The sequence below is a fragment of the Pseudoalteromonas sp. 2CM39R genome (genome assembly GCF_023161845.1).
The window spans coordinates 60,607-85,705 of record NZ_JALNTM010000021.1 but is presented as its reverse complement, the minus strand read 5'-3'; the positions used below and the strand labels follow the sequence as shown (position 1 = coordinate 85,705).

General features: G+C 40.8%; 18 protein-coding genes. 7 read left to right on the top strand and 11 right to left on the bottom strand.

Going from position 1 to position 25,099, the window contains the following annotated elements; translation table 11 throughout:
• The first annotated feature begins 268 nt into the window (after positions 1-268).
• From MTF66_RS31225 to MTF66_RS31215, 3 genes are all read left to right on the top strand, one after another.
• Positions 269-673, top strand: coding sequence for a hypothetical protein (locus tag MTF66_RS31225; protein ID WP_308200277.1), 405 nt, complete (start codon positions 269-271; stop codon positions 671-673).
• 3 nt (positions 674-676) lie between these two features.
• On the top strand, positions 677-994 hold the full coding sequence (locus MTF66_RS31220; RefSeq protein WP_248529589.1) for a helix-turn-helix transcriptional regulator: 318 nt from the start codon (positions 677-679) through the stop codon (positions 992-994).
• A gap of 330 nt (positions 995-1,324) precedes the next feature.
• On the top strand, positions 1,325-2,266 hold the full coding sequence (locus MTF66_RS31215) for a sensor domain-containing diguanylate cyclase (protein ID WP_248529588.1): 942 nt from the start codon (positions 1,325-1,327) through the stop codon (positions 2,264-2,266).
• Positions 2,267-2,301: 35 nt separating this feature from the next.
• On the opposite strand, the gene MTF66_RS31210 is transcribed toward MTF66_RS31215, so the two are convergent.
• Positions 2,302-5,187, bottom strand: a complete 2,886-nt coding sequence (locus tag MTF66_RS31210; protein ID WP_248529587.1) for a pitrilysin family protein — start codon at positions 5,185-5,187, stop codon at positions 2,302-2,304.
• 247 nt (positions 5,188-5,434) lie between these two features.
• On the opposite strand from MTF66_RS31210, the gene MTF66_RS31205 reads away from it, so the two are divergent.
• Entirely contained in the window at positions 5,435-6,391 is a 957-nt protein-coding gene (locus tag MTF66_RS31205) for a methylenetetrahydrofolate reductase (RefSeq protein ID WP_175082936.1), read from the top strand.
• On the opposite strand, the gene MTF66_RS31200 is transcribed toward MTF66_RS31205, so the two are convergent.
• From MTF66_RS31200 to MTF66_RS31190, 3 genes are all read right to left on the bottom strand, one after another.
• Positions 6,388-7,356, bottom strand: coding sequence for a sensor domain-containing diguanylate cyclase (locus MTF66_RS31200; protein ID WP_175080312.1), 969 nt, complete (start codon positions 7,354-7,356; stop codon positions 6,388-6,390). The two genes, MTF66_RS31205 and MTF66_RS31200, sit on opposite strands and share 4 nt — an antisense overlap.
• Positions 7,357-7,404: 48 nt before the next feature.
• Positions 7,405-8,640, bottom strand: coding sequence for a DEAD/DEAH box helicase (locus MTF66_RS31195; protein ID WP_248529586.1), 1,236 nt, complete (start codon positions 8,638-8,640; stop codon positions 7,405-7,407).
• Positions 8,641-8,735: 95 nt separating this feature from the next.
• Positions 8,736-9,437 carry a DUF3581 domain-containing protein gene (locus MTF66_RS31190; protein WP_054560843.1) on the bottom strand — a complete coding sequence of 234 codons (702 nt, stop codon included), beginning with the start codon at positions 9,435-9,437 and terminating at the stop codon, positions 8,736-8,738.
• Between the two features lie 538 nt (positions 9,438-9,975).
• Here MTF66_RS31190 and MTF66_RS31185 point away from each other — a divergent pair.
• From MTF66_RS31185 to MTF66_RS31175, 3 genes are read left to right on the top strand one after another with little or no spacing between them, the layout of a single operon-like run.
• Positions 9,976-10,377, top strand: a complete 402-nt coding sequence (locus tag MTF66_RS31185; protein WP_282454216.1) for a DUF3019 domain-containing protein — start codon at positions 9,976-9,978, stop codon at positions 10,375-10,377.
• Positions 10,377-11,066 (top strand): response regulator transcription factor, encoded by a 690-nt coding sequence (locus tag MTF66_RS31180; RefSeq protein ID WP_248529584.1) that lies wholly within the window; start codon positions 10,377-10,379, stop codon positions 11,064-11,066. Before MTF66_RS31185 ends, MTF66_RS31180 begins: the two co-directional genes overlap by 1 nt.
• Complete coding sequence (locus MTF66_RS31175; protein WP_248529583.1) at positions 11,063-12,253, top strand: ATP-binding protein; 1,191 nt, start codon at positions 11,063-11,065, stop codon at positions 12,251-12,253. Before MTF66_RS31180 ends, MTF66_RS31175 begins: the two co-directional genes overlap by 4 nt.
• Here MTF66_RS31175 and MTF66_RS31170 read toward each other — a convergent pair.
• The 7 genes from MTF66_RS31170 to proB form a co-directional block, all read right to left on the bottom strand.
• On the bottom strand, positions 12,237-13,079 hold the full coding sequence (locus tag MTF66_RS31170; protein WP_248529582.1) for a MipA/OmpV family protein: 843 nt from the start codon (positions 13,077-13,079) through the stop codon (positions 12,237-12,239). The genes MTF66_RS31175 and MTF66_RS31170 overlap by 17 nt on opposite strands.
• Positions 13,080-13,399: 320 nt before the next feature.
• Entirely contained in the window at positions 13,400-18,721 is a 5,322-nt protein-coding gene (locus tag MTF66_RS31165; RefSeq protein ID WP_248529581.1) for a S8 family serine peptidase, read from the bottom strand.
• Between the two features lie 431 nt (positions 18,722-19,152).
• Positions 19,153-20,679 carry an arylsulfatase gene (locus MTF66_RS31160; RefSeq protein ID WP_248529580.1) on the bottom strand — a complete coding sequence of 509 codons (1,527 nt, stop codon included), beginning with the start codon at positions 20,677-20,679 and terminating at the stop codon, positions 19,153-19,155.
• Between the two features lie 223 nt (positions 20,680-20,902).
• Entirely contained in the window at positions 20,903-22,387 is a 1,485-nt protein-coding gene (gene gltX, locus MTF66_RS31155) for a glutamate--tRNA ligase (protein ID WP_248529579.1), read from the bottom strand.
• A gap of 80 nt (positions 22,388-22,467) precedes the next feature.
• Complete coding sequence (locus MTF66_RS31150) at positions 22,468-22,827, bottom strand: glutathione S-transferase N-terminal domain-containing protein (RefSeq protein ID WP_054560852.1); 360 nt, start codon at positions 22,825-22,827, stop codon at positions 22,468-22,470.
• A gap of 66 nt (positions 22,828-22,893) precedes the next feature.
• The gene (locus MTF66_RS31145; RefSeq protein ID WP_248529578.1) at positions 22,894-23,865 is read right to left on the bottom strand and encodes a GGDEF domain-containing protein; all 972 of its coding nucleotides are present in this window, start codon (positions 23,863-23,865) and stop codon (positions 22,894-22,896) included.
• Positions 23,866-23,929: 64 nt separating this feature from the next.
• Positions 23,930-25,033: a glutamate 5-kinase gene (gene proB / locus MTF66_RS31140; RefSeq protein ID WP_248529577.1), complete on the bottom strand. Its 1,104-nt coding sequence runs from the start codon at positions 25,031-25,033 to the stop codon at positions 23,930-23,932.
• Positions 25,034-25,099 lie beyond the last annotated feature (66 nt).

Sequence of the window (25,099 nt, the reverse complement as noted above, 5' to 3'; positions counted from 1 at the left end):
CCCGTTGTTTATTTGTTCTGGTTATATCTAATAACCAGAGTAACAATACCTATTTTTACTCTTTTTGCTGTGCTTTTTTGCCAATCGCATATGACAGTAGCAAATTCTAACACCAGCCGAGAAAATTAATTAAAGTGCTTATTTTTCAATAACAAAACAGATATGACATCTTGCCTGTCATATGCCAAAATAGGAACTGGCATATCGCTGACGGCGTAAAAAACAAAAATAATCATTAAATTTACATCATCAACTTAACAAGGAAACGATGATGAAAAACGACGTACTAAACTCACACAAACTAGGTTATAAATTTTACTTTCAAGATGGTGACAACCAAATCGCATGCTTTGGTCATATCATGAGCGGTAAAGAACAAATATATGTAAACGACGAATTAGTAAGTGAAAAGCGCAGCTTCGGCTTTAAAAGTCATCATGACTTTAACTACCAAGGTAATGCTTATGCAGTCAAATTCGAGATGAAAAATATACTGACAGGCAAGCTTGAATGTTCGTTTTATAAAGCTGACAAATTAGTTAAACAGAGCACACAAACCTCACTTACTGATAATCCAAAACAAGTGGCTTTGGTTACCTTAGGCTGTTTTATTGGTGGTGCAATATCGGGTTATGCAGTCGTTACTTTTATTGAACCATTTCTTGGGAAGTAAGTAATGCAACTGAACCCTAATACAATAAAAGCACTTAGACTTAAATTCGACTGGACGCAGCAGCAACTGGCCGATGCCTGTGATGTAAGCCTACGTACCATTCAACGAGTTGAAAAAGAAGGTGCGGCATCAAAAGAAACCACCATGAGCCTATGCGCAGTTTTTGAAGTGCGCCAAGGTGAGCTTATTAAGCTCGATGACGAAGTATCTGAACAAAGCACAACACATGCAGTGAGTAAGCAAAACCTCGCTGCAATCGTAGCGACTTCTTCGTTTGTGAGTTTTGCCCTTGGTATGGTAACGGTATTTGTTATTTTTTAGGAGTGATAGATGACCAAAGAACAACGCGGCTACGCCACACTTATCGGCTTTGTAATAGCAACCATGCTATTTGCACTAGCAGTTAAAATTGGCGCAATGCTTTAGCATTTCTAAGCATATAAATAAAATATAACTGTCAGAACTGAGCGTTGAGCTAGGTGCTGGCAGTTTTTTCATATCAGCACCTACAAATACCTGTAGATATCTACTTTCAAATAGCCAAGCTATAAGTAAAAGACAACACCTTATTAATTGTTTTTTATGTAAACCACGGTGAAAACCCAGCATTTATTGCTAACCTTAAAAAAGTGACAATGGCTAGGAACTAATGTGGTTGAATCAAAAGAGTTTCTAAGATCAATACTCGATACGATCTCTGAACATATTGTGGTGATTAATGACTCGGGTGATATCAAGTTTGTAAATCGCAGCTGGCAAACATTCGGCGAGCAAAATAACTGTAATTGCAATACCCTGTGGGAAGAGCAAAACTACTTAGCTGTTTGTAAATCTGCTGCAGCCCATGGCGATGAATTCGGTGCAAAAGCCTACACAGGAATACACCAAGTTATTAATCAACAACTCTCCGAGTTTTACCTCGAGTACCCTTGCCACAGTGATACCGAAAACCGCTGGTTTATGATGCGCGCAGTGCCTTTAAAACTTGGCACAGCAGGTTATGTTGTGATCAGCCACTTGAATATTACCGAACGTAAAATCGCCGAGCAGCAAGTACAAGAACTCGCCCGTATCGATGGCCTCACACAAATAGCTAACCGACGTCATTTTGATGATTTTTATAAGCAAGAGTGGAGTCGCTGTGCACGTTTAAAGCACCCCTTGTCGTTAGCCATGATTGACCTTGATAACTTTAAGTCTCTTAACGACAACTTTGGTCATCTGGTGGGTGATATTTGCTTAAAAGAAGTGGCAAAACTATTACCAGATTATACTCGCAGACCTGGTGACTTGTGCGCTAGATACGGCGGTGAAGAATTTGTACTGGTACTTGGTAACACCCAAAACCATCAAGCACAAAAACTCGTGACGCGTTTTATGGCAGCGCTAAATACGCTTCAATTACCAGAGCTTGCCGATCATCCCTTGACGGTTAGTATTGGTTTAGCAACTATCTACCCTAGTAGCAGTGATGATGCCATGTTACTCATTGAAATGGCTGATAGTGCGCTTTATCAAGCAAAAGAAGCTGGCCGAAATCAGCTTATGGTTGCTGATAACATCGAGCCATTAAACATAGAAAAATGCCCCTGATTAGGGGCATTGATTAGAGCCTGTTTATTCAGTTATTACTGAAATACTTTTTCGACATCAAGTACTGAAATGTTTTTCGCTGGTATTGCAAGCTTATAGTCTGCAATCACTTTATCTTCAGCAACAAGTTCTGCTGGTTTTTCAGCGTTATACACCATTGGTGATGTTTGCTCTGAAGCTAGGCGCTTTTGCATGTCTTTGCCATCACCTGTAATAAACACATAGTGAATATTCTCTGTTTGCAGGTTATCGCGAATAACACGGTTAACATCATCAAGGGTTAGCTTTTCAAGCTTGCCGCGCACATAGTCAACAAAGCTCTCAGTGTTATAGAACTCACTATCAAGTGCATAACCTAACTGGCGATCTTGGCTTGCAACCATTTGTGGCACAAAGTTAATTAAGAAGTTACGAGTCGCTTCAAAATCTTCTTTGCTGATGCCATTTTTAATTAGCTTATCAAGCTCAAATAATGCTGTACGCGTTGCAAAGTGCGCATCGTTATTAGAACGAAGCGGACGTAACCACACTTGGAAAATTTGCTCTGAACGACCTAAGTTAGCATCAGGTTTAGTTTGGAACATACCGCGCGGGAAGTACTCAATGTATGCATAGTCACCATAGTTCATACCACGGGTTTGACGAATGCGCTGATACAAGAAGCTATTTGAGCTGCGGTGTTCACCAAAGTAAGAGCGAACTAACCAAAGCGCTGTCCAGTCATCGCTGCTACGAATTGTATCGATTGGGAAACCAAATGACACAGCGGTAGATTGCGCTGATTTTTCAACAATCGTTGCATGATGACCTTTAAGTTCAGGCGCATCAGGAATCGTTAAGCGGCTTTCTTTACCTTGTGGAAGCGATGTTAAATCTTTCATCATAGTCGATTTAACATCACTCGGAATCGCACCAATTAGACCCACTGTTAACTTAGATTGAGTAAACTGGTTAGCATAAAACGCTTTTACATCGTCAAGTGTAAGTGCTTCAAGGTCTGATAAATCACCATAGTTATAGCTTTCATACGGATGGCCTTTATAAAGCTGATGATAAAGCACTTCTTTACCTAGCTCTTCGTCATTTGACGCTTTCAGACCTGCTTTTATGCTATCAATAAGCTCTTTTTTCAGACGCTTGAAATCATCTTCTCTAAAGCCTGGATTTAACAACTGGTCGCTAACAAGTGCATACCACTGCGCGGCATTATCTTTATGTACACGGCCACGTAGTGAAATCATCTCTTTATCGATTTGATAGCCAAAGCTTCCCGCTAGTGGGTATAACGCTTTTTGAATATCTTTGTAGCTCATAGTTTCTGAGCCACCTTGCGCTAGCATCGCTGCAGTGAGTGCTGCTAAACCTTTTTTACCATGTGGATCAGCCGCTGCACCTGTATTAAATAACCAATTAACATCAACTAATGGTGAGCTATTTGTTTTATCAAGTACTTTAAAGTGACGCTCTGTTGGGGCTTGCTCGATACTGGCAACCAAGGCATTTAAATCAACTTCTTGCTCAAAACCAGCCACTTTATCAAGCGCCGACATTGTCACCGTAGTACGGCTTGGATCAACAAAATATTTGTTTGCTACCGCTTTGATATCCTCAGGAGTGATGCTATCAGCAGTGGCATAAAGTTGGTTAATCACTTCAGGGTCACGCTCAAAGTGCATGTAGCGTGCAAGTGTTGAAGCTATTGACTGGGATGAATCAAGACCATTGATAAAGCTATACTTTAAGTTAGATTTTAAATCAGCTAACTTTTGTGCATCAACCAACTCAGTACGTGCTTGTGCATAGGTACGGTTAATCGCATCACGAGCTTTCGCAAGGTCCGCTTCGTTTTCGACTTTTACAAAAACATGTAATAAACCCGGATCTTTAGTATCTGGGTTATAGGTAAACATTTGGCTGGCAATTTGTTTATCAACAACAAGTTCTTGATAAAGTGCCGAGTTATTAGAGAAATAAAGCTGTGAGATCAAATCGAGAGCAGCACGGTCTTTTTGAGTAGGATCCCATTCCGTGCCTTTATAAGAAACAAGCAACCAGTGACCTGGTAAACCATCATTTTTCTCATGTACATATTTTGCTGCTTGTTGCTTTGGTTCAACAGGAATATCTGCTTGGTAATCGCCTTTTTGCCAATTACCCCAATGCTTTTTCACCATTGCCATGGTCTCTTGTGGATCAACATCACCAACAATGACTAAAGATACGTACTCGGGCTTATAAAATTTAGCGAAAAACTCTTTACCATACGCCATTTGATCAGGCATGGCTTCAATGTCTTCGAAAAAGCCCATGGTGGTGTGCTTATAGGTATGCTTTTCGAATGCTTCGTTACGAACGGCAGAAAGTAACTTACGAATTGGGCTGGCATTGTTCTTTAAATATTCACCTTTTACAGTCAGCGCTTCAGTACGGAACTGCTCTTCGCTGTAAGTCAGGTTTTGGAAAATATCAGCTTCAATTTCGAGCACTTTATCTAAGTGCTCTTTTGAGAAGTTTAAGTGATAGTTAGTGTAATCGTTGGTCGTATACGCGCGATTATCAACACCTGAGTTCTTTAAAATATCTGAATACACATCTTGCGGGAACTTTTCAGAGCCTTTAAACATCATGTGCTCAAAGAAGTGTGCAAAACCAGTTTTACCTGCTTCAACTTCATTACGTGAACCAACCGATACTGGAATTTGCAGTGACACAACATCTGGGTAATCTGTTTTAACGACCATCACGCGAAGGCCATTCTCAAGCTCTTCTAATAGGTAATCTTGGCTAAATACACGGTTATCATCTTGGCTTACTTGCTGCTCAATTTCGACTTCTTTAACCACAGTTGACTGTGAGTTACTTGCGCAGCCACTCAGCGCCAGTGTTACAGCAACACTGGTTGCTAATAATCTAAATTTCATAATGTTCCCTTGTTAGTTATTTTTCTCATAATCATTGCTGCTTGATTATGCATCAAAGCGCCAGAAAATATGAGGGTCAGAGCAATAATTTATGTAAACAGGTGTGTCAATTTTGCGAAACGCTCAGCTTTAAACTTGAGTAAAATTCATAGTCATTGAAAAACTTTCAAGAAAAAAATCTATCTAGACGTCTAAATGGCTGCTATATTATTTGTCATTGACATTAGCACGAGCTGGAATGAGGATTATGGCTTTATCATTACAAGAGAAAATTGAAGACACCAATCAAGGCGTCTACCTAATTGGTACCACACCACCAAAGTCAGGTACTGATAAAGCACAGCTTGAGACCATTGCTCAGAAGCTACTTGGTCGTTTACACGAAATTGAATACGACGGTGTAATCATCTACGACATTCAAGATGAGAGTAGCCGTATTGCAAAGCCGCGTCCTTTTCCGTTTAAAGAAACGGTAGATCCTCGTGAATACAGTCAATTACTTCGCAGCTTGTCGCAACTTGATGTGATCACATATAAGAGCGTAGCCCAGCGTGGTGAAGCAGAATTTACCGAGTGGTTAAACGAAACACGCAATGACTTTGAACTAAAAAACTTAGTGTTGGTGGGTAGTCCATCATCTCATGGCGACATCAAATTAAGCCTACCTGATGCATATAAAACACTGGCAAAGCAGAACAGTGATGTATTTTTAGGTGGTGTTACTATTGCCGAGCGACACGCTAGCAAACGTAATGAACATGAGCGTTTAGTTGAAAAAACAGCACAAGGTTGTAAGTTTTTCATCTCACAAGCCGTTTACAATGCCCAAGCAACGATTGATTTGATCACCAGCTATGCGCGTAGCTGTAAAGCACAAGGCACAACACCAAAACGCATTATTCTGACGTTTACCCCTTGTGGTGGTGAAAAAACCTTAGAATTTATGGAATGGTTAGGTATTTCAGTGCCTGAGGCTACCAAGTACCGCATGTTAGATTCGGCAAATACATTGAGTGAATCAGTGCGAATTTGCCGTGAGAATCTCGACTTAATTTTACAAAGCTGCGCACATTTAGATGTACCGCTAGGTTTAAATATTGAGAGCTTAACCAACCGTAAAGAAGAAATTGATGCGTCAATTAACCTTTACCGTTTACTTAAAGCAACCATGGAATTAAACCTAGCTGAGAAGCAAATAGCTTAACGTGCAGCCTTGGAGGCTTGCTTTTTCTCATACATATCTTCATCAGCTCGTTTTAATAGCTCAGCAAAGTTTTCTTTTGGCTGAGCTATTACCCCTGAACCAATACTTAAACTTGTAACTGGAATGCCCCGCTTTTCTAAATTAGATTGATAGGTGGTATTGAGCTTATCAGCGATGCTGTCTATGCAATCACCGGGCTGAACTTGCAATAACGCAATAAACTCATCGCCCCCTAAGCGGCCGATAATATCGGTTTCACGTAGGCATTCTTTCATGGTGTCAGCTAAACAAATCAGCGCGAGATCGCCTACTTCATGGCCATAGGTATCATTGAGTGGTTTAAAGCTGTTTATATCGATAAATAGACAACTAATATCAAAACCAAGTCGTTTCGATATATTTAATTTATGTTGGCAAAGGAGGTCTATTGCACGGCGATTATAAATATTAGTGAGTGAGTCAAGCATGGCAATTTCACGCATTTGCGTAAAGTTGTCTAACAGTGCAAGGTCATCTTCAACCATATCGCGAAGCTGCTCGATTAGTTCTAAAAAGCTCTGTTGATAATGGGTTTGTTTAAAATCCATAACACAAAAGGTGCCAAACGGATCACCACTTGGCCAGCTAATCGGCACCCCAAGATAAGACTCAAAACCATCTTTTACCAGTGGGCTGTCATCCCATTGACTATCTTGGCTTGCGTGATCAACATAAAGCGGTGCCATGTCACGCAGTACTTTTTTGCAGAAGATATTATCGTCGGCGCTTAATTCAGCCCCGGCATCATAGGGATTTTCTTGTTGCTCACTGGAGACGATAATACGATAGACATCATCTGTTTTATGAACGATAAAACCTGCGGGAGCAGAAAACAACTCGGTCATGAGATCAATTGTTTTCTGCCACTTTTCTAAGGAGAACTGTTTATCAGCGCGGCGGAAGGTCCATTTATTCTCTTCTAACATACTAAACTCTCAACTTTAGCCGGAGGATAGTATAAATATATGCCAGATTTAGGAGCGTCTCCTACTTTTTTGCCCTAAAATACGTTTTTTATCACGAGAGCGACGTGCCTTATTAGTATTTTTACGAACTTGCTTTGGCTCTTTGGTTAAATCAGGCTCATATCCTGGTAACCACTGCGGCGTGAGTCTCGTGTCGAGTAAGATATCTATTTCGTCCAATAGCCACTGCTCATCGATGCTAACCAGCGACATCGCCATCCCTTTCTCGCCAGCACGTCCTGTTCGACCAATACGGTGTACGTAGTCCTCAGCCACATAAGGCAACTCATAGTTAATCACATACTTGAGTGAGGCAATATCAAGACCACGCGCAGCAACATCTGTCGCAACCAGTACTCTTGTCGCACCTGATTTAAAATTTTGCAGTGCTTTATCACGCGCACCTTGGCTTTTATCGCCATGAATAGATTCGGTTTTTAAGCCGTCTTTACACATTTCTTTAGCAAGCACATCGGCGGTTTGTTTAGTACGAGTGAATATAAGTACTTGCTGCCAATTTTTCATGCCAATCATGTGTGATACCAGCTCGCGTTTACGGTCTTCATCAACCGCATATACTAGCTGCTCAACTTCAACCGCTGCTGAGTTGCGTTTATTCACTTCAACTAATTTAGGATCATTTAATAACTGCTTACTGAGTTTAAAGATGCTGTCGTCAAATGTGGCTGAAAAAAGTAAAGTTTGACGTTCTTTTGGCACATGGCGCAAGATGCGTTTAATTTCGTCAATAAAGCCCATATCAAGCATGCGATCAGCTTCATCAAATACCAGCGCATTGATACTTGAAAGCTTAATACTGCCTTTGATCACATGATCAAGTAAACGCCCAGGTGTTGCCACTACAACCTGCGCCCCTTTTATGGCTTTAATTTGTGGGCCAATACTAGCACCGCCATAAGCCAGTGCTGCTTTTATCTGCGTGTGTGCAGCATAACGCTCTACACTTGCAAATACTTGCTGAGCGAGCTCTCGGGTCGGCGTTAAAATTAGGACTTTAACAGCATCAGGGAGTACTTCAGCAGATAGCAAATTGTGCAGTAGTGGTAAAACAAACGCGGCGGTTTTGCCCGTTCCCGTTTGCGCACTGCCCATTACATCAGCACCCGCTAAAATAAGTGGGATTGTTTGCGCTTGAATTGCTGTGGGGGTGTGATAATTCTCTTCTTGCAAGGCTGTTAGCAATGCAGGGGCAAGATTTAACTCTGAAAAGGTCGCTACTGACATAGTCTGAAGTACATTTGGCTATAAAAGCGCTATTGTACGCGGAACGCCAGCAACAAAAAAGGCGCAATCAGCGCCCTTTGTAGCAAATGTAAAGATTACGCTGGTTTTAGCGACTCTTTACGTTGATTATAAAAACTAATTAAGTCATCAACCGTTGCTTGGCAATAGTCACGAATTCCAGACACAAGCATGTGTTTTTCACCCGCCCCTACTTTTTCGCCATTTTCTAACAGGTTAAAGCGAAGCGTGATTTTGCCGCGTTTGCCAGTAAACTCAAAATCAGGCTCAGCAAACTCTAACTCAGGTGCGCTGATATCAAGACGGTCAAGGTTAATCAGCATTGATTCGTAAATCACCATTGGACGCGCTGGATTGATCATCACATCCTGCTTCCCCATCAATGGAATAATCACATGCGGGAAGGTCGTGCCAGAAAACTCAACATAGTTTTTGATTAAGCTATTTGTTAACTCAGGACATTGGCTAACAGCCCCTTCTCGTTTCACTTTTAGCATGACTTTTTCGCCATCGGTGATCGCAAACTCATCAGCACCTTCTGGGAAAGTCAGCTTTGAATTTTCATCAACCATGCCTGCAAACGTGAATTCCATTTTTTCACTGATGCCATAGCGGTTTAAAACCAGCGAAAAAAGTAAATCGCCCGGCACACAAAACTTTTTGGCATCTTTATCATGTAACGGATTGAAATCATCAGCCACTAACTTGGCAAAACGACAGCCTTGCTCACGTGAGATAGAAACGTAATCAGCATGTTGCTGATAATAAGGACTTAACATAATTGTTCACTGCTTAAACTACTTATAACCTGACTATACTACCAGATAAAATGAAAATAGAGGTCGAATCTGTTAATTATTAATCACGCGCTCAGCATATGTTTAAATGCATGAGCTAAAATAGTGGTTTTGACAAGCTAAATTTAAAATGTATCAATTTGTACGAAACAATTAACAAATAACGCAGAATAGTAAAGACTAAGGTCCAACTAAATTTAGTGAAAAACTATTAGCTAAAACTAAATATAAATTCAGTTTCCCTTTTAAAACAACAAGCTAACTTTAGAATATAAAGAAAATACGCCAATAGGTTGAAATTACTGGCTTTGCATAGCACCTATTTGTAGCTATAACGATAAATGAGGTATGATAGACACGCTTTTTTATCGTGTAATCGCCACACATAGGCTGCATAAATAATAATTATAATAAACGGCAAAAAAATGAGTACTCAAAGTGAGTTGGGCAGGTTACATCAGCTTTCGATGGTTATTGTTACTTTGAAGAAAAGACTTCTAAAAAACAGAGACTTGGTTAAATGATAAACCGATTTAGTTGGCTATTACTGTTTTTTTGTCTTTGTTTTTCGTCGCTTTGTTTAAGCGATGACAGTCCCGAGCAACCTTTTTTTAAAGTCTCACCCACCGTGTGTGTGACAGATGCAAAACAAAAAGCCTGTGAGTTTAATATACAGATTCATTTTCGTGTTGATCCCTTTAAAGAACTTTGTTTAGAAATAACTCAGCGTCCTCAATATACGCAGTGTTACAAACAAGGTGGTTTAATTATCGAGAAATTAACGGTTAAGACTGAGCATCCGCTTACAGTGAAATTAATTAATCCATTGAGTAATCAAGTTGTTAAGCAACAACTACTGTCAATAGCAAGCTATGAAGCTAAAGATTACCGAATAAAACGGCGCTTTGGCTGGAGTTTATAATGCAGCATATTTTTTTAATTGAAGATGATGTGAAATTAGCAAGCTTAATACAAACGTTTTTGTTAAAGCATGGCTATACCATAGATGTATTTAATACTGCAGAAGCGTACCGTAGCAGTGAAATTACCTTTATGCCTTCATTGATCATCTGTGATGTGATGCTACCGGATGGCAATGGTTTTGAGCTAATTTCTCAATTGAAAGAAAAGTACAGTTGCCCTGTTATTTTTCTAACAGCACTGGATTCTGTGCAATCACAAATTAAGGGCTTAAACCTAGGTGCTTACGACTACCTTGTAAAACCCATTAAGCCTGAACTGTTACTCGCCAAAGTTAAAACGATTATCGCCCACACCGTTGGCCAAGATAACTTTTCACACCAAATTGATATCTTGCGTATTGATAACAAAAAACGCGATATCTATTTTCATAATACAGCATTGAATCTCAATGAAAGTGAATTTGAGATCATTGCCTACCTTGCAAAAAACACCCCAGAACCGGTTTCTCGAGAGGTATTATTCAAGCATGTTATAGGCCGTGAGTATGACGGACTTGACCGAGCTATTGACTTAAAAATTAGCCGTTTACGTAAAAAGCTAAAAGAAACCATTAGCGAGCAAAAAGAAACCCTAGATATCAAGTCTGTACGAGGTAAAGGATACAGCTTGGATATTTCAAAAATATGAAGCAGCAATTTTTTAAGCTTTACTTAATTATCACGGTAAGCTTAATTGCCTTAGTTTTAGCTTTTGGCCAGCTTTATAATCAGTTTTTTTCTGAGCACATACCGAGTGTGCAAATAAGTGTTGCTGAACTTGCTCAAATAGCTGAGCAAAAAGAATCTAGGATCAACTCCTTTAACCAAAACGAGCTTGTTTTACCTGATTCATTAAAAGCCAAATTCGATAAAGATGGCATTATCAGCGTCACCGAAAACAATCAGCAGTATATATACCTCAAAGGCAATAACGGTAGCATCCAAAAAGTTGGCCCCATATCTTTGATTTCGCAAACAAAAACTGACTGGCTTGCATTTTTTGCCTTTTACTTTTTACTTGGTGCGATGATCTTATTATTCATTCGCCCAGTATTTCGCGATTTGAGCTTATTACAACGCGCAGCTCATCGTTTTAGTAAGAAACCGCAACGTATAGAGCTTGATATAAAACCAAATTCATCTATTGCGCCATTAGCCAGCACCTTCACCCATATGTCTGAGCGCATCAATAAGTTTGTTCAGCTACATAATGACTTATCGCGTATTATTTCTCATGAAATTCGCACTCCCCTTACCCGTATGCGATTTGCTTTGTCGATTGCCGATTTGGAATCTCAAGAAGGTAGACAAATTGAGCGTGATATTGATGAGATTGAATTACGTCTAGAGCAGTACTTATCATTCGCTCGCTTAGAGCACCAGCAAAGTGTTTTTAATCAGGAGAAAGTTAACTTAGCTAAACTGATCAACACAGAAATTGCTAAATTCGATTTATACAAAGAACTCGAATTCATACCAGCCTTTGAAGTAGACACAGCCTATTGCGAAGCAAGCTTTATGGCAATCGCGGTACAAAATTTACTGATCAACGCCACAAAATACGCAAAACACACAATCCATATAAGTAGCACAGAACAAGCGGGCTATTACAGTATAAGTATTACAGACGATGGACCTGGCTTACCAATTAATGCGGATGCGTTGATTGAGCCTTTTAAACAAGGTGAAGGCGATAAACTAGCGAGTGGGTATGGATTAGGGCTTTATATCGTGCATCGTATTGCCAGCTGGCATGGCGGTAAAATTAGCTTGGCTAACAGTTCGCAAACAGGCGGTGCAGAGATCAGCATTCGTTGGCCTAAAAGTGGTAAGTAATTCCCGTAAAACCTGAAAAATAACCGTTTTTATTGATCATATGTGAGTTAGCTAAGTTGCTATCAAGCCAAGTATGTTTAAGTTTGAAATCAAGACTGAAACTGTCGCTGATCGGATATTCGTAACTTACTTTTAAGTAGTAGTTCGTGGCACTTTCTAAATTGTAGCTTAGTAAACGCGTTTTGCTTTCTGACGGATTAACCGTGTAGTAATAATCGATCAGCTCTTCATTTTTGTAATTAATACCCGCTTCAAGCCCTGCAGTACCAGAAAACAATTCAAATACATGATAGCCGTTGAACATTATTTCATAACCATTATGAACATTGGTTACATCGTGCACATACGCAGCACTTAACCAGATATTATCATACACGTTTACTGCCGATGATAACCCTGCCATGTAAGAAAGGTCGCGTTCTATAGGTGTTAAATTAATTGGTGATGCAGTGGGTAATGTCGGTCGCCCTGAACTCGAACGAACAACACCTGTGGCATAGAGTTTATCTACCCCATCCAGCTCAAAGAAAAAGCCATCGTCATTAAAGCGCCCCAGTAGATCAACGTAGAAGTTCTCTGTTTCATATAGACTGTAGCCAACAGAGAAATCATCGAAATACCAGTTATCACCGTAATAAGCAAAGCTTGGCAGAATTGGCGAAGTGACATCATCAGCATCAAGTACCGGGTTTTCAATGCCCCCATACCCCACTGTGATACTGGCATGTATTGTCGACTTTTTAATTAATTGTGGTTGTTTAACATCAGCCTGCGCAAACGCAGTTGATGCAGTTAAACAACATACTAAGCCAAACAATTTCTTCATTAACGCAATTCACCTTTATGTCATAAATAACAGTTACTATAACAACTTAATACTACCAAAAAGTCTTTAGTCTTTACTTAATCCGGGACGATCATATCGCTTGCGCGCTTTATTGTATAATTTTTTTGACCAACAAAGCGGCGTAGACTGTTAATTTACGCCCTATCTTCAAACTAACACACTGAAAAAAATATAAAATAGCCTGTACATTTTGCTACATAGGTTTTCAGTTGTTAGTTATTCTTTTTGGTTATTAAAATTTTATAGACCAAAAAAAAGGGCCCGAAGGCCCTTTGTCACATAACATACTTAGGGAGTACTTAGCCTCGTTTTACACGGCGACGAACACCTGCAAAACCAGCTAATAGAACTGTTAACCATGCAAGTGAACCACTTGATGATTTAGCTTTTTCTTCAGGAACAACAGTTGTTTCTTGTGCCGTTACCGTCACAGCTACACCTAGTTCCATCGGTTCAACACCATCACTTACCGTTACAGTAAACTGATGCTCACCAGCTGTTAAACCTGATACTTCAGTGATTGCTGATGTTGGGCTTGCGATTGTACCTGGGCCTTCCCATGAGAAAGTTAGCTCGTCATTATCTAAATCATGTGATGCTGATGCATCTAAAGTAATAACGCTGCCTTCTTCGACCTCTTGTGAGCTTGCTTCAACAACAACAACAGGTGCATCATTAACAGCTTCAACTGTTAGCATAAAGGTTGTGCTTGCAGCATCTGATGGGTATTCAATATCAGATACCATAACAGTTACTTCGGTCTCACCAGAGAAGTTCTCATTTGGTGTAATCGTTACTGTATCGCCATCAACTTCATAGGTTACATCGTCAGAAATTACCGAGATTTCATTCTTCGAGTTCTTTTCATCAATGTGATGAACATCAAAGCTAATCGGTGTTTCTTCAGTTGTTACCATGTCATCAAGCGCCACCACAGTGATGTTGCCAGGAATGGCCAGTGTTGCTGTTGAAGTCATGTCATTCAGACCTGAAATTGCTGCTTTAGCTGCAACTTCAAGAGTTTGACCTGTAGCTGTTGGCATAACTTCTGCCCATGCAGTCACTTCAAACTGTGATGATTCAGGGCCTACATAGTCCATACACACCACGTAACCATCGCTGATCACTTCATCTAGATTGTTATAAGCGATTTGGATACCACGGTAGTTTTCAAGTGGACCATATTGATACTGTGCACCACGGAAACCTTGTAGGCCGATACTACCTGCAGGACGCGTCGAACCGTAGTCTAGGTTATCGTATGCATAGTAAATTTCATGCTCACCTTTACCAAAGCGTGTATTTGCATTAAATAACACTTGGAAGTCAAATGAGTTATCACGTTTAGTGTAAGTATATTTGCCTGTTGTACGGTCATATACAGGGTTATCGTAGTCAGATGCATTATCCCACTCAACAATACCCCAACCAGTTGCTGTACTTGCTAGTGAAATACCTTCGTTAGACGATAAGCCAACTGACATTACTGAACGCACTAAGCCATTGTCTGTGAACTCCCAGCCACGCCATAATGGACCCATGTTCTCATATGGGAATGAGTTATAAGGGAACGGGTTATGTACTGGGTAGAAGTAACGGCTACCATTAGTATTTACTGTACCCATACCACGAATTTGAATAATCGAGTTTTGGATATTAGTATTTTCAGCATTGTTATAAAGGCTAAATGTGTCATATGCGCCATTATAGAAGCTTGCGATTGGTAATGAATAACCACTGCGAGAGTTATAAAGGTTGTTCTCATCGAAACCAGATAGAATTGGCGTGATACCAAACTCTGATAAATCGACATAACCACCAGGGTTTGAGTTACCAAAATCAGGCGTACGACACATTTCATCAGTGATGTTATCTGTCACGATATAATCAGGTTCAACATCACGAGTATCCGCTTGTGTGCCCGTTACAATCACTTTACCGTCAGCAATTTCAACGTTGATTTCTGATGCTGTTGAAACCATTACATTTTCAGCTTTAACATCAAGACCTGCAGGGATATCAAGCTCTAATGAAAACTCACGGTCTACACCAGAGTTATTCGCTAACACTTCAAATGTGTAAGGCACCATATCACCCACTTTTGCACCTGTGTACGGCGCATCAAGGTGAGCAACATCATTGCCACGGTTTAGCTTAAATGGAATTGAGCCTAAGTTGCCATGGTTCACAGCCGATGTACCTACATCTAATAGTGAGTAGTACACGCTGTCTGCATCGAGATCCATGTCCCAGTCTACAGTCATTTCAACTGTGTTTTGACCATCGCTTCCCGGCAGACTTGCTGTCATACCTGCTGCAACTTGGTCTGAAACAACCGCAGTAGCAATATCAAAGGTTTCTTCAATCGCGCCTACAGCCGATTGATTATTGTTATAAACAACAACCCAATACTCACCCTCTTCTGGATTATTGATATTACAGAAGTTTTTATAAATCTTATGGTTAGATACACATAAAATTTCATCTTGTGGCTGAACAATTCCATCACCGTTGTAGTCCTTACCTACATAGATGATAGGGTTACCCACATTCAAAGTACCTTCAAGCTCTGATTCAACACCAACAGTTTCAGCAATAAAACGTTTTGAGTAAGCTGGCACAGTTACAAACTTAGTAAATGTTGCTTCATCTAAAATATCTGCAGCATCCACTTCCTCTGTACGGTTCATAGCCCAAGGGAAAGTACGCTCATCATCTTTCGGCAGAGTTACAGAAGTGATATCTGCTTTTACAGGCTCATATGCACGAGCTACTGGCGCTTCAACACTTGGTAATACAATACCTTTAGCAACATAAGTACCTACATTTGAGTGAGCTGTCGTCTCTAATGATGATGGTAAGTTACCACGGTCATATTTAAATGCCACAGGCCAATGTGCATCAGGGATATCCGCTTCTTCAGCTTGGAAAACAAGGTTTGTATGAAGCTCAACTTCTGAGTTACTGAACCAATCTTGAGTATCCATGATTGATGCTTTAACAATGATTGTTTGTGTTTCACCTTTTTTCAGTGTGAAAGTTTTCGGGAAGATATCGATGTTCACACCATTTTGTGCTGTTTGTGTGTTTACATCAAATGCCCAGTTTTCAACGTCTTCGTGACTTACAGTCCAAGTGCCATCTTCTGTTGCTTTGATTGTACGAACCCACTGACATTCAGGTGCACATGAGAAGTTAACTAGATTTGGTAAGTTAAGTTTATGTGGTGTACCGCCATTGTATGGATCTGCTGCTAAGAAGTTATCAGCCGTTTCATCCATTACAAATCCCGCTTTTGCAGCTAATCCCACATTAATGCGACCTGCACCAGAACGATAGATTTTCGCATCAGCAACAACATCGCTTTCGCTGTTTAAACGGTGATATTTAACAACGTTTTCAGCTGTCATTGATAGCGCAGATTGAATTTCAGCTGCCGTCCACTCTGGGTGAATTTGACGTAGTAACGCCATTGAACCTGCAACATGTGGTGATGCCATCGACGTGCCGCTAATTGACGCATAATCTTGGCCATGTGGCGTTACAAATGGATGTTCATCAGAGTAAGCCGCGTAAATATCAACACCAGGAGCAGCGAGCGTAGGAGCAAGCACTTCAATGTTATCGTAAGATGGACCACGTGATGAGAATGTTGCCAGCCAATCCGCATCTTCTGCATCAACACGACGCTCAATCACTGTTGGTTTGATAGTGATCATATGACCAAGTTCTGAGTAACTATCTACCCAATCTTCTAAGCCATCTTCTGGATAAACACCATTCCATTGGTCATAAGTAAAGTGAACACCTGGTAATGAGTAACCTTCAGCCACAGTGCCTTGATCGCGGTCACGGTTAAACATGATGAAACCATCCGCACCACCAGCTTTTACATGATCAACTTTTGCAGTACGCGCATTGGCTGCTGAATCATTTGGATCGTGACGTTGACAGATAACAATAACATTCGTGCTACCATCAGCCGCGCCCGCGATTTCAGTACCATCTTTGTAGAAATTGAAGGTATTTTCTGGGTAATCTGCTGTACAGTAACCGTTGTAATCTTTAAAACCATTTACGTCTTCGTAATCTTTAGCCCAAACAACAACACCGGTAATTTCTTCGCTATTAATTGAACCACCAACAAGGCCAGTTTCTGACCAGCTAGGTACTTCTGAACCCATAGTTTCGTCAGCAAAGCCAGCAAATTCAACGGCAGTTTCAACAGCCACAGTGCGACCATGTGTTGTTGCTGCAACTTGTGCAAGCCAAGGTGATGAATTATCTAAGTAACCAAAACACTCAGCTGCGCCACATGCTTGACCGCTGTTACCTGCTGCCGCGGCAACGTTAATGCCCGCTTCACGCGCTGCTAAGAATGCAAGTTGTACTGGATCGGCCCACACATTTGAATCGGCTCCGCCAATTGAGAAGTTGATTACATCAACACCATCAGAAATTGCATCTTCAATACCCGCTACAAGCGCTTCGCCAGGACAGCCTGCGTATTCGTCACTTGATGGATAACATACTTGATAAGCAATGATATTTGCGTGCGGTGCAACACCTGATATTTCAGGGAATAAGCCTTCTTTTAAGATATTACCATCGGTGTTTTCACCAAAGCTCGGAAGCATAAACGGTACATCTTTGACCACGTTACCAGCTGCTGTTGAAGCTACGTGTGAGCCGTGACCTTGGTAATCTTCACCAATTGCAGGCCAGCCTGGGATCATGGCATCAAATGCATCCGTGATCACATCATAAGAACGCACACCGATTAATTTATTGTTACATTGGATTTCTTCAGGCTCTTCAACACAGTCACCGACATAAACACCTGGACCAAACGGGTTTTCATGCTCGTAACCATCGCCGCCAACAGCTGCAAATGAAGGGTGATCTGAGTTAATACCGGTATCGATGATACCAACGATTTGGCCTTCACCTTTACCCTTGATACCACTAGGAACGCTTGAGCCATCCCAAATTTGATCAGCACCGATATGCTTAGGGCCTTCATCAGAAAGAAGATCATAATTCTTCGAACGCATTACAGAAACAACTGCACCAAGCTCTGCAACGCGCATCGCTTCTTGCTCTGTCATTTTTACAGAGAAACCATTCAATGCTTTAGTGAATTGACGGCGCATGTCTGTGCGGCCCGTTACTGCTGTCACGCTTTGCATTACAGTACGTTGTTTTGAAAGTAGTTTGTTTTGATAATCAGTTACGGCAGAGACCGCCGCTTGACCTTTCTCAAATACTTTTGAAACGCCTTGCGCTTGAAGTGATTGTGATAATGACGAGGTTAAATCTCGTGCTTCTAGCGCTACTGAATTATCACGTAAACGAATGATGTAAACATGCTCGCCATCTATGCCTTCTTCAGCGAATTTATTTGCTTTACTATTTAGCTGAACGTTAAGACCATCGTTTTGTAGCATGTTGCTAGAGTCACCTTGGTTAAACTCTTTGCTAAACGCTTTTACTTCTTCAAATGTGATATTAGGTGCTTTTAATTGGTGTTTAACTTGATTGTTATCTACACCCACTGCATGAGCAGCACTGGCACTATAGAGAGCTGCGGCAACAGCAATCGAAAGTGTTTTCACTTGCATAAGTATCCCCTGGATAGTTAGTTAGAGTAATTATTCAAGCTATGTGAACATCCATTTCACTGCTTGCGACTACAATATAACCACAAGAAGTTTTAAAAATGACGTACATTCGTGTAGCGTTTTGTACACACTGTTAACATTTAAATTACCAGGAAAGCATCAATATTTAGTTTTTCTTTACAATAAATAGAAAAGAGAGGTGGCGCATATTATTTAGGTGATGTTGAAGGGCTTAGTTGTCTTGGTAAGCGTTCAGTACAATCTGGTGGTTATAACCCTACAGAGGTAAATAGTATTGCTATTGAGCAGTTAAAACTTGAAGTAGTTAATAGAGGTGGTAACGGCTACTTAGTTGAGAGTTGTAAAGACTTTACCAGTGACTACCAAGACTGTGATGTTGCAACCTTGTGTTCTGGTAAAGCCTATAGTTTTTAGCGGTTTAACGCTTGCTGTGAAATCATTTCAGCAACACTACCCACTTGTACTGACATACTTTCTTGGCTAGGTGGAAAAGCCTTAAAAGTTTTTACAAACTCTGCAATTTGATTACCTGCTGGGCCTAAAATCCAACTACGGTTTTCTGCCCACTCATCATAACCCCTAGCATCAATGAATCGCTCAAATGGATCCATTTTTAGGTTAATAATGTAAGGTGAAGTAAGGGCTTGCTGTGTAGACCTAAACCAATGATTTTGTTCTGTAAAGATTAACTTCCAGTCACCGTAACGCATTCCATGAAAGGTCGTTTCGGTGAAATAATAGAACTCTTTACGCTTTGTTTTACCATTGTTTAGTAAGATATCACTTTGATCGAAACCATCTAAATGAACCTTATACTTTTGACCATTAATCTTGGTGCCTTTTAATAAATTAGTTTTTAAATCTTTATCACCAACCCACGACATAATCGTTGGCATCCAATCTTCCATTGTCATGAACTCACCGGTGCTCACACCTTTAGGAATATGGCCCGGCCATTTAACAACCATAGGTACTCTGAACCCACCTTCCCAGCCACCAACGCCTTTTTCACCATGAAATGGCTGGTTGCCACCATCTGGCCATGAGTTTGATGCGGCACCGTTGTCGGTAGAAAACATCACTATTGTGTTATCAGCGACTTTAAGTTCATCAAGTAAGTTAAGTAACTCACCTACATCATCATCCATTTCGGCCATACCATCAGCATATAAACCAAAGCCAGTTTTGCCGTCATAAGCTTTATTAAGGTTAGTTTGGTAATGCATACGAGTTGTGTTGTGCCAAACGAAGAAAGGTTTATTTTGTTTTACTGCATCACGGATAAAGCGTTTTGACTCTACAAGTACTTCTTGGTCTAAATTGCGCTGACGCTCTTTCCCAAATGGACCAAGATCTTTAATCTCTTGCTTGCCATTTCCAAGCGCTTTTGAATGAATGACCCCACGCATTTTTAAACCAAACTTTTCTTGTGTTTTGGCATCTTGAGGATAGTCTTGCTGTTCTGGATACTCACCGGCATTGAGGTGATATAAAATACCAAAAAATTCATCAAAGCCATGATTTGTAGGTAAGTGTTCATCACGATCACCTAAATGGTTTTTACCAAACTGGCCTGTGACATAACCCTTTGATTTGAGCATAGTTGCTAAGGTGGGATCTTTCTCTTGCAAGCCTTGCTTCGCGCCAGGAAGCCCTACCGTACTGAGACCAGTTCGCATAGGATACTGACCTGTGATAAATGCAGCGCGGCCAGCAGTACACGAGGCCTGTGCATAATGGTCCATAAATATCATGCCATCATTAGCAATTCTATCTATGTTTGGGGTACTGCCTCCCATCATGCCTCGATGATAGGCACTAATGTTCCACATACCAACATCATCACCCCAAATAACAAGTACATTGGGTTTATCAGCCGCGAAACTTGGCAAACTAAAGCCTAAAATGGCCAAACAGACCAATACGTATTTAAACATCACTTTCTCCTTGAAAACTAACTAAAGCATTCGCCTCAGCTTTAATAATCCCTCGCTTGCAGTTACCTCATACTGCTTCATTAAGATATATCTACAAGTGATAAATTGTGCATGTTTAATACTATTAGAGCAGTCCCTATTTACAAGTTAAATCTGCATTAACTTTGATTTAAATATAAAAAAACCGAGCATATAAGCTCGGTTTTTAAAACTAACATTACGATTAAGCTTGTGGATAATCGCGATATGCACGCTCAATTTTTTTCGCTTGCTTTTTAGACACACCAATGTGCGCTAGTGCAACACGTAAACGAGCACGTGATAAGTCAGAACCTAAAATTTCCATCGCATCAAGTACTGAAGTTGAAGATGTCTTACCTGTGATAGCCACAAAGATTGGCTCAAGGAAGTCTTTAATCTTCAATTCATGGAAAGTCGCCACTTCTTTTGCGATAGCAAAAATCGCTGGTTTTTCCCAACTGCGTAAACCTTCTAATTGCCAGATGAAGAACTGTAATGCTTGACGGATTACATCTTCATCAGCTTTACCTGCTGTTAATAGCGCAGGATCATAGCTTGGAATACCACCGACAAAGTGACCGGCAAGATCAACCATATCAGAAAGCGTGTTAATACGCGTTTTTGCTTCTGGTAATACTTTGGCGAATAGCTCAGTATTAAATTTCCAATCAACAAAACGTTGCATTAGTTCTGCATCAGATAAGTTTTCACGGATCCACATACCATTTAACCAGCTAAGCTTATCGATGTCGAAAATAGGGCCACCGAGCGACACACGTTTCATATCAAAGTGTTCAATCATCTCTGCTAACGTGAACTTTTCACGCTCATCAGGCATTGACCAACCCATGCGGCCTAAATAGTTTAATAGTGCCTCAGGTAAGTAGCCCATCTCTTTATAATAGTTGATTGAAGTTGGGTTTTTACGCTTCGATAACTTTGACTTATCAGGGTTACGAAGTAATGGTAAGTGACCTAATACTGGCGCTTCCCAACCGAAATCTTCGTATAATTTTAATAGCTTAGGCGCTGAATTGATCCACTCTTCACCACGGAAAATGTGGCTAATTTGCATATGATGATCATCAACAACGTTGGCAAGGAAGTAAGTTGGGAAACCGTCAGCTTTAAGTAGCACTTGCATGTCTACATTTTCCCATGGGATCTCAATTTCGCCACGTAGGTAGTCGTTAAACTTGAACGTGCCTTCGCTTGGGATCTTCATACGGATTACGTAAGGCTTACCCGCTTCAAGGTTTGCTTTAATTTCATCTTCAGAAAGATTTAAACCACGACCATCGTATTTAGGGCGTAGGCCTTCGGCCATTTGCTCTTCACGCATTTGGTCTAGTTCTTCGCCCGTAGCAAAACAGTAAAAAGCTTTACCCTGTTCGACTAACTGATGCGCAAATTTCTTATATAAATCGCTACGCTCAGATTGACGGTATGGACCAAACTCACCGCCTACATCTGGACCGTGATCCCAGTTTAAGCCTAACCATTGTAAGCTATCCATAATAGCTTGCTCTGATTCTGGCGTACTACGAACTTGGTCTGTATCTTCAATACGTAACACAAACTCACCGCCTTGCTGCTTAGCAAAACAGTAGTTAAATAATGCGATGTATGCAGTACCTAGGTGCGGGTCACCTGTCGGTGACGGAGCAACACGGGTGCGAATTGTCATGGTTATATCTCTCAAAAGACAATTAAAAATTTGCCCAAATGCTAGCACAGCACGGGCTATAATCGAAGTGAAAAGCCGCTTTATGCCGCGACTTTATCTAAATAAGCAATGATATCGTTTGATTCATACAACCAAGTTACTTGGCCGTTTTCTTCAATACGTAAACAAGGCACTTTCACTTTGCCGCCCTGCTCTAATAGCTCTTGGCGAAATTGCTCGTTACCTTTAGCGTCACGGGTTTCAACTGATAGACCTTGGCGTTTAATAGCACGACGTACCTTCACGCAAAATGGACAGGCTTTAAATTGATAAAGCTTAAATTGTGAGGTCACTGAGTCAAGCGCTGCTTGCTCTGCTGCCGGACGCTTTTTACTGCGTGGTGTGAATACAAAATCAAAAAACAAAATGATGCGGCCTAACAACCAACGAACAAACTTCATCTTACCTTCTCATGTGGCTCAAAAAATAATGGGCAATTTTAACACAGCTAAGCGCGCTGCAACACCTTAAAACAGCTCTATAGAATCATCTTGAGGTTTGATTTGCTGAATATCTAACTCTGAATAGGCAGTGACACAATTACGACCACTGTTTTTAGAATGGTACAAGGCCTGATCGGCTTTTTGGACTAGGCTAGCTACCATTTCAAACTCGTAAATTGGCATAAAACCACTACTCACAGTTAAGTTACCAACTTGAGGAAAGGGGTATTCTGCCACACAGCCTCGAAAACGATTTAGGGCATTACGAGCATCGAGCTCGTCACTTGCTTGAAATAACACAGTAAACTCTTCGCCGCCGTAGCGAAAAACGAAATCTTCAATTCGAAAATTATTTTTTAATAGCTGCGCTACTAACAAGATCACTTCGTCGCCAATAACGTGCCCATAGTTGTCATTTACGCTTTTAAAATGGTCAATATCGACCATCGCCAAATACCAATGACGTTGCTTTGACTCATGGCTTTCATGATCTACAGCGGCATCGGCTGCAATTTCAATCACCTTTTTATCAAAGGTTTGCCTGTTTAAAAGCTCAGTTAAAGGGTCAAGTTGCGACTTATAAAGTAACGAAAGTTGATTAGCGTAGATATTTAGCATGTAGATGGCGAGCATGCTACAGCGCTCTGAAAGCTCTTTTTCAGACTCAATGACCAGTACACCAACCACATTGCCCATGTAATAAATGGGCACATAAGTAGAAATAAAACCGTAGTTGCGACTGATGCGAATTTTATTGCGACTGACTTTTTCGATGAGCTCATTGACTTCGTGTTCACTGAGCTCTTCGATAACCGAATCTTTATTTAGCAGTCTTGCAGGCAAGCCCGGTTTGAAAAACTTGTTAATGTAAATAGCAAAACGAGAAAACTCATCTAGTTCACTCACGGCATTAATAAGCGCCTGATCGAGCTCAGGCTCTTCTTCTTGTTGGGTAATTTCTACAACCCAGTCATGTCCGCAAGCGTTAGCCGCCATCTAAAAAGCCCCCAAAACTGCTTATTACTTTAGTTTAGTTAACTTTATCAGAATTACTAAAAAACTATAACAAAATCATATCATCTCGGTGAATTACTTCACTGCTTGGTGCAAATGCAAGCAACTGGGTAATTTGCGACGAATGACAGCCCTTAATTTGATCAATTTCTTGATGGTTAAAATTAACAAGGCCTTTGGCTATACATTGCCCTTGGCACGTCACTACTTCAATCACATCACCGCGTTCAAATTTCCCTCGCACAGTTTTTACGCCTTTTGCCAGTAAGCTTGCACCACGCTCTTTAAGAGCAAGGCTTGCGCCATCATCAATCACTAATTGCCCCGTGCTTTTAGGTCCTGCAAGTAACCATTTTTTGCGGCCATCTTTTGGTGCGGTGAGTTTTAAAAAGCGTGTACCAGGGAGCTTGTCGGCCATGCAATTTAAAATCACATTTTTGCCTGAGCCTTTTGCAATAATTACCTCAACACCGGCGCGACGTGCAATATCGGCCGCTTGAAGTTTGGTAGCCATACCACCGGTACCTAGGGTAGTGCCACTGCCACCAGCGAGCTCTCTTAGCTCATCATTAATATGCTCAACTTCGTTGATAAGTGTTGCATTAGCATCAGAGCGCGGATCGCCTGTAAATAAGCCTTCTTGGTCAGTTAACAATAACAGTTTTTCTGCATTCGCTAATATCGCGACTAAAGCAGATAAGTTATCGTTATCACCGACTTTAATTTCGGCGGTTGCCACGGCGTCGTTCTCGTTAATAATTGGCACCACATTGTGCGCAAGTAGTGCATTTAAGGTATCGCGGGCATTTAAGTAACGTTCACGGTCTTCTACATCGGCGCGGGTCAGTAGCATTTGTCCAACATTCACACCATACAAAGCAAACAAGCTCTGCCAAATATGAATAAGTTGCCCTTGACCGATTGCAGCAAGCATTTGTTTTTCAATCAAAGAACGACCACAGGGGGTAATGAGTTGCTCGCGACCTGCAGCAACCGCGCCGCTTGATACTAAAACAACCTGATAACCCTGCTTTTTTAACTCGCAACATTGGCGAACAAGTTCAACCATGTGCGCTTTATCTAATTTGTCGGTACCGCCTGTCAGCACGCTTGTGCCCAGCTTTACAACAACGACGTGTGGCCTTTGCATTTGATTCTTATATTCTGCATATTGAGGTAGTTTGGGTATATATATACCAGCTAACGATTTTTGAAC

What these genes read in the sequence shown, in the direction of transcription:
- MTF66_RS31210 (WP_248529587.1), bottom strand. Translation starts at nt 5,187, where the DNA reads ATGAAATTTAGATTATTAGCAACCAGTGTTGCTGTAACACTGGCGCTG.
- MTF66_RS31200 (WP_175080312.1), bottom strand. Translation starts at nt 7,356, where the DNA reads ATGTTAGAAGAGAATAAATGGACCTTCCGCCGCGCTGATAAACAGTTC.
- MTF66_RS31150 (WP_054560852.1), bottom strand. Translation starts at nt 22,827, where the DNA reads ATGAAGTTTGTTCGTTGGTTGTTAGGCCGCATCATTTTGTTTTTTGAT.
- MTF66_RS31190 (WP_054560843.1), bottom strand. Translation starts at nt 9,437, where the DNA reads ATGTTAAGTCCTTATTATCAGCAACATGCTGATTACGTTTCTATCTCA.
- gltX (WP_248529579.1), bottom strand. Translation starts at nt 22,387, where the DNA reads ATGACAATTCGCACCCGTGTTGCTCCGTCACCGACAGGTGACCCGCAC.
- MTF66_RS31205 (WP_175082936.1), top strand. Translation starts at nt 5,435, where the DNA reads ATGGCTTTATCATTACAAGAGAAAATTGAAGACACCAATCAAGGCGTC.
- MTF66_RS31195 (WP_248529586.1), bottom strand. Translation starts at nt 8,640, where the DNA reads ATGTCAGTAGCGACCTTTTCAGAGTTAAATCTTGCCCCTGCATTGCTA.
- proB (WP_248529577.1), bottom strand. Translation starts at nt 25,033, where the DNA reads ATGCAAAGGCCACACGTCGTTGTTGTAAAGCTGGGCACAAGCGTGCTG.
- MTF66_RS31225 (WP_308200277.1), top strand. Translation starts at nt 269, where the DNA reads ATGATGAAAAACGACGTACTAAACTCACACAAACTAGGTTATAAATTT.
- MTF66_RS31175 (WP_248529583.1), top strand. Translation starts at nt 11,063, where the DNA reads ATGAAGCAGCAATTTTTTAAGCTTTACTTAATTATCACGGTAAGCTTA.
- MTF66_RS31160 (WP_248529580.1), bottom strand. Translation starts at nt 20,679, where the DNA reads ATGTTTAAATACGTATTGGTCTGTTTGGCCATTTTAGGCTTTAGTTTG.
- MTF66_RS31165 (WP_248529581.1), bottom strand. Translation starts at nt 18,721, where the DNA reads ATGCAAGTGAAAACACTTTCGATTGCTGTTGCCGCAGCTCTCTATAGT.
- MTF66_RS31220 (WP_248529589.1), top strand. Translation starts at nt 677, where the DNA reads ATGCAACTGAACCCTAATACAATAAAAGCACTTAGACTTAAATTCGAC.
- MTF66_RS31180 (WP_248529584.1), top strand. Translation starts at nt 10,377, where the DNA reads ATGCAGCATATTTTTTTAATTGAAGATGATGTGAAATTAGCAAGCTTA.
- MTF66_RS31145 (WP_248529578.1), bottom strand. Translation starts at nt 23,865, where the DNA reads ATGGCGGCTAACGCTTGCGGACATGACTGGGTTGTAGAAATTACCCAA.
- MTF66_RS31170 (WP_248529582.1), bottom strand. Translation starts at nt 13,079, where the DNA reads ATGAAGAAATTGTTTGGCTTAGTATGTTGTTTAACTGCATCAACTGCG.
- MTF66_RS31185 (WP_282454216.1), top strand. Translation starts at nt 9,976, where the DNA reads ATGATAAACCGATTTAGTTGGCTATTACTGTTTTTTTGTCTTTGTTTT.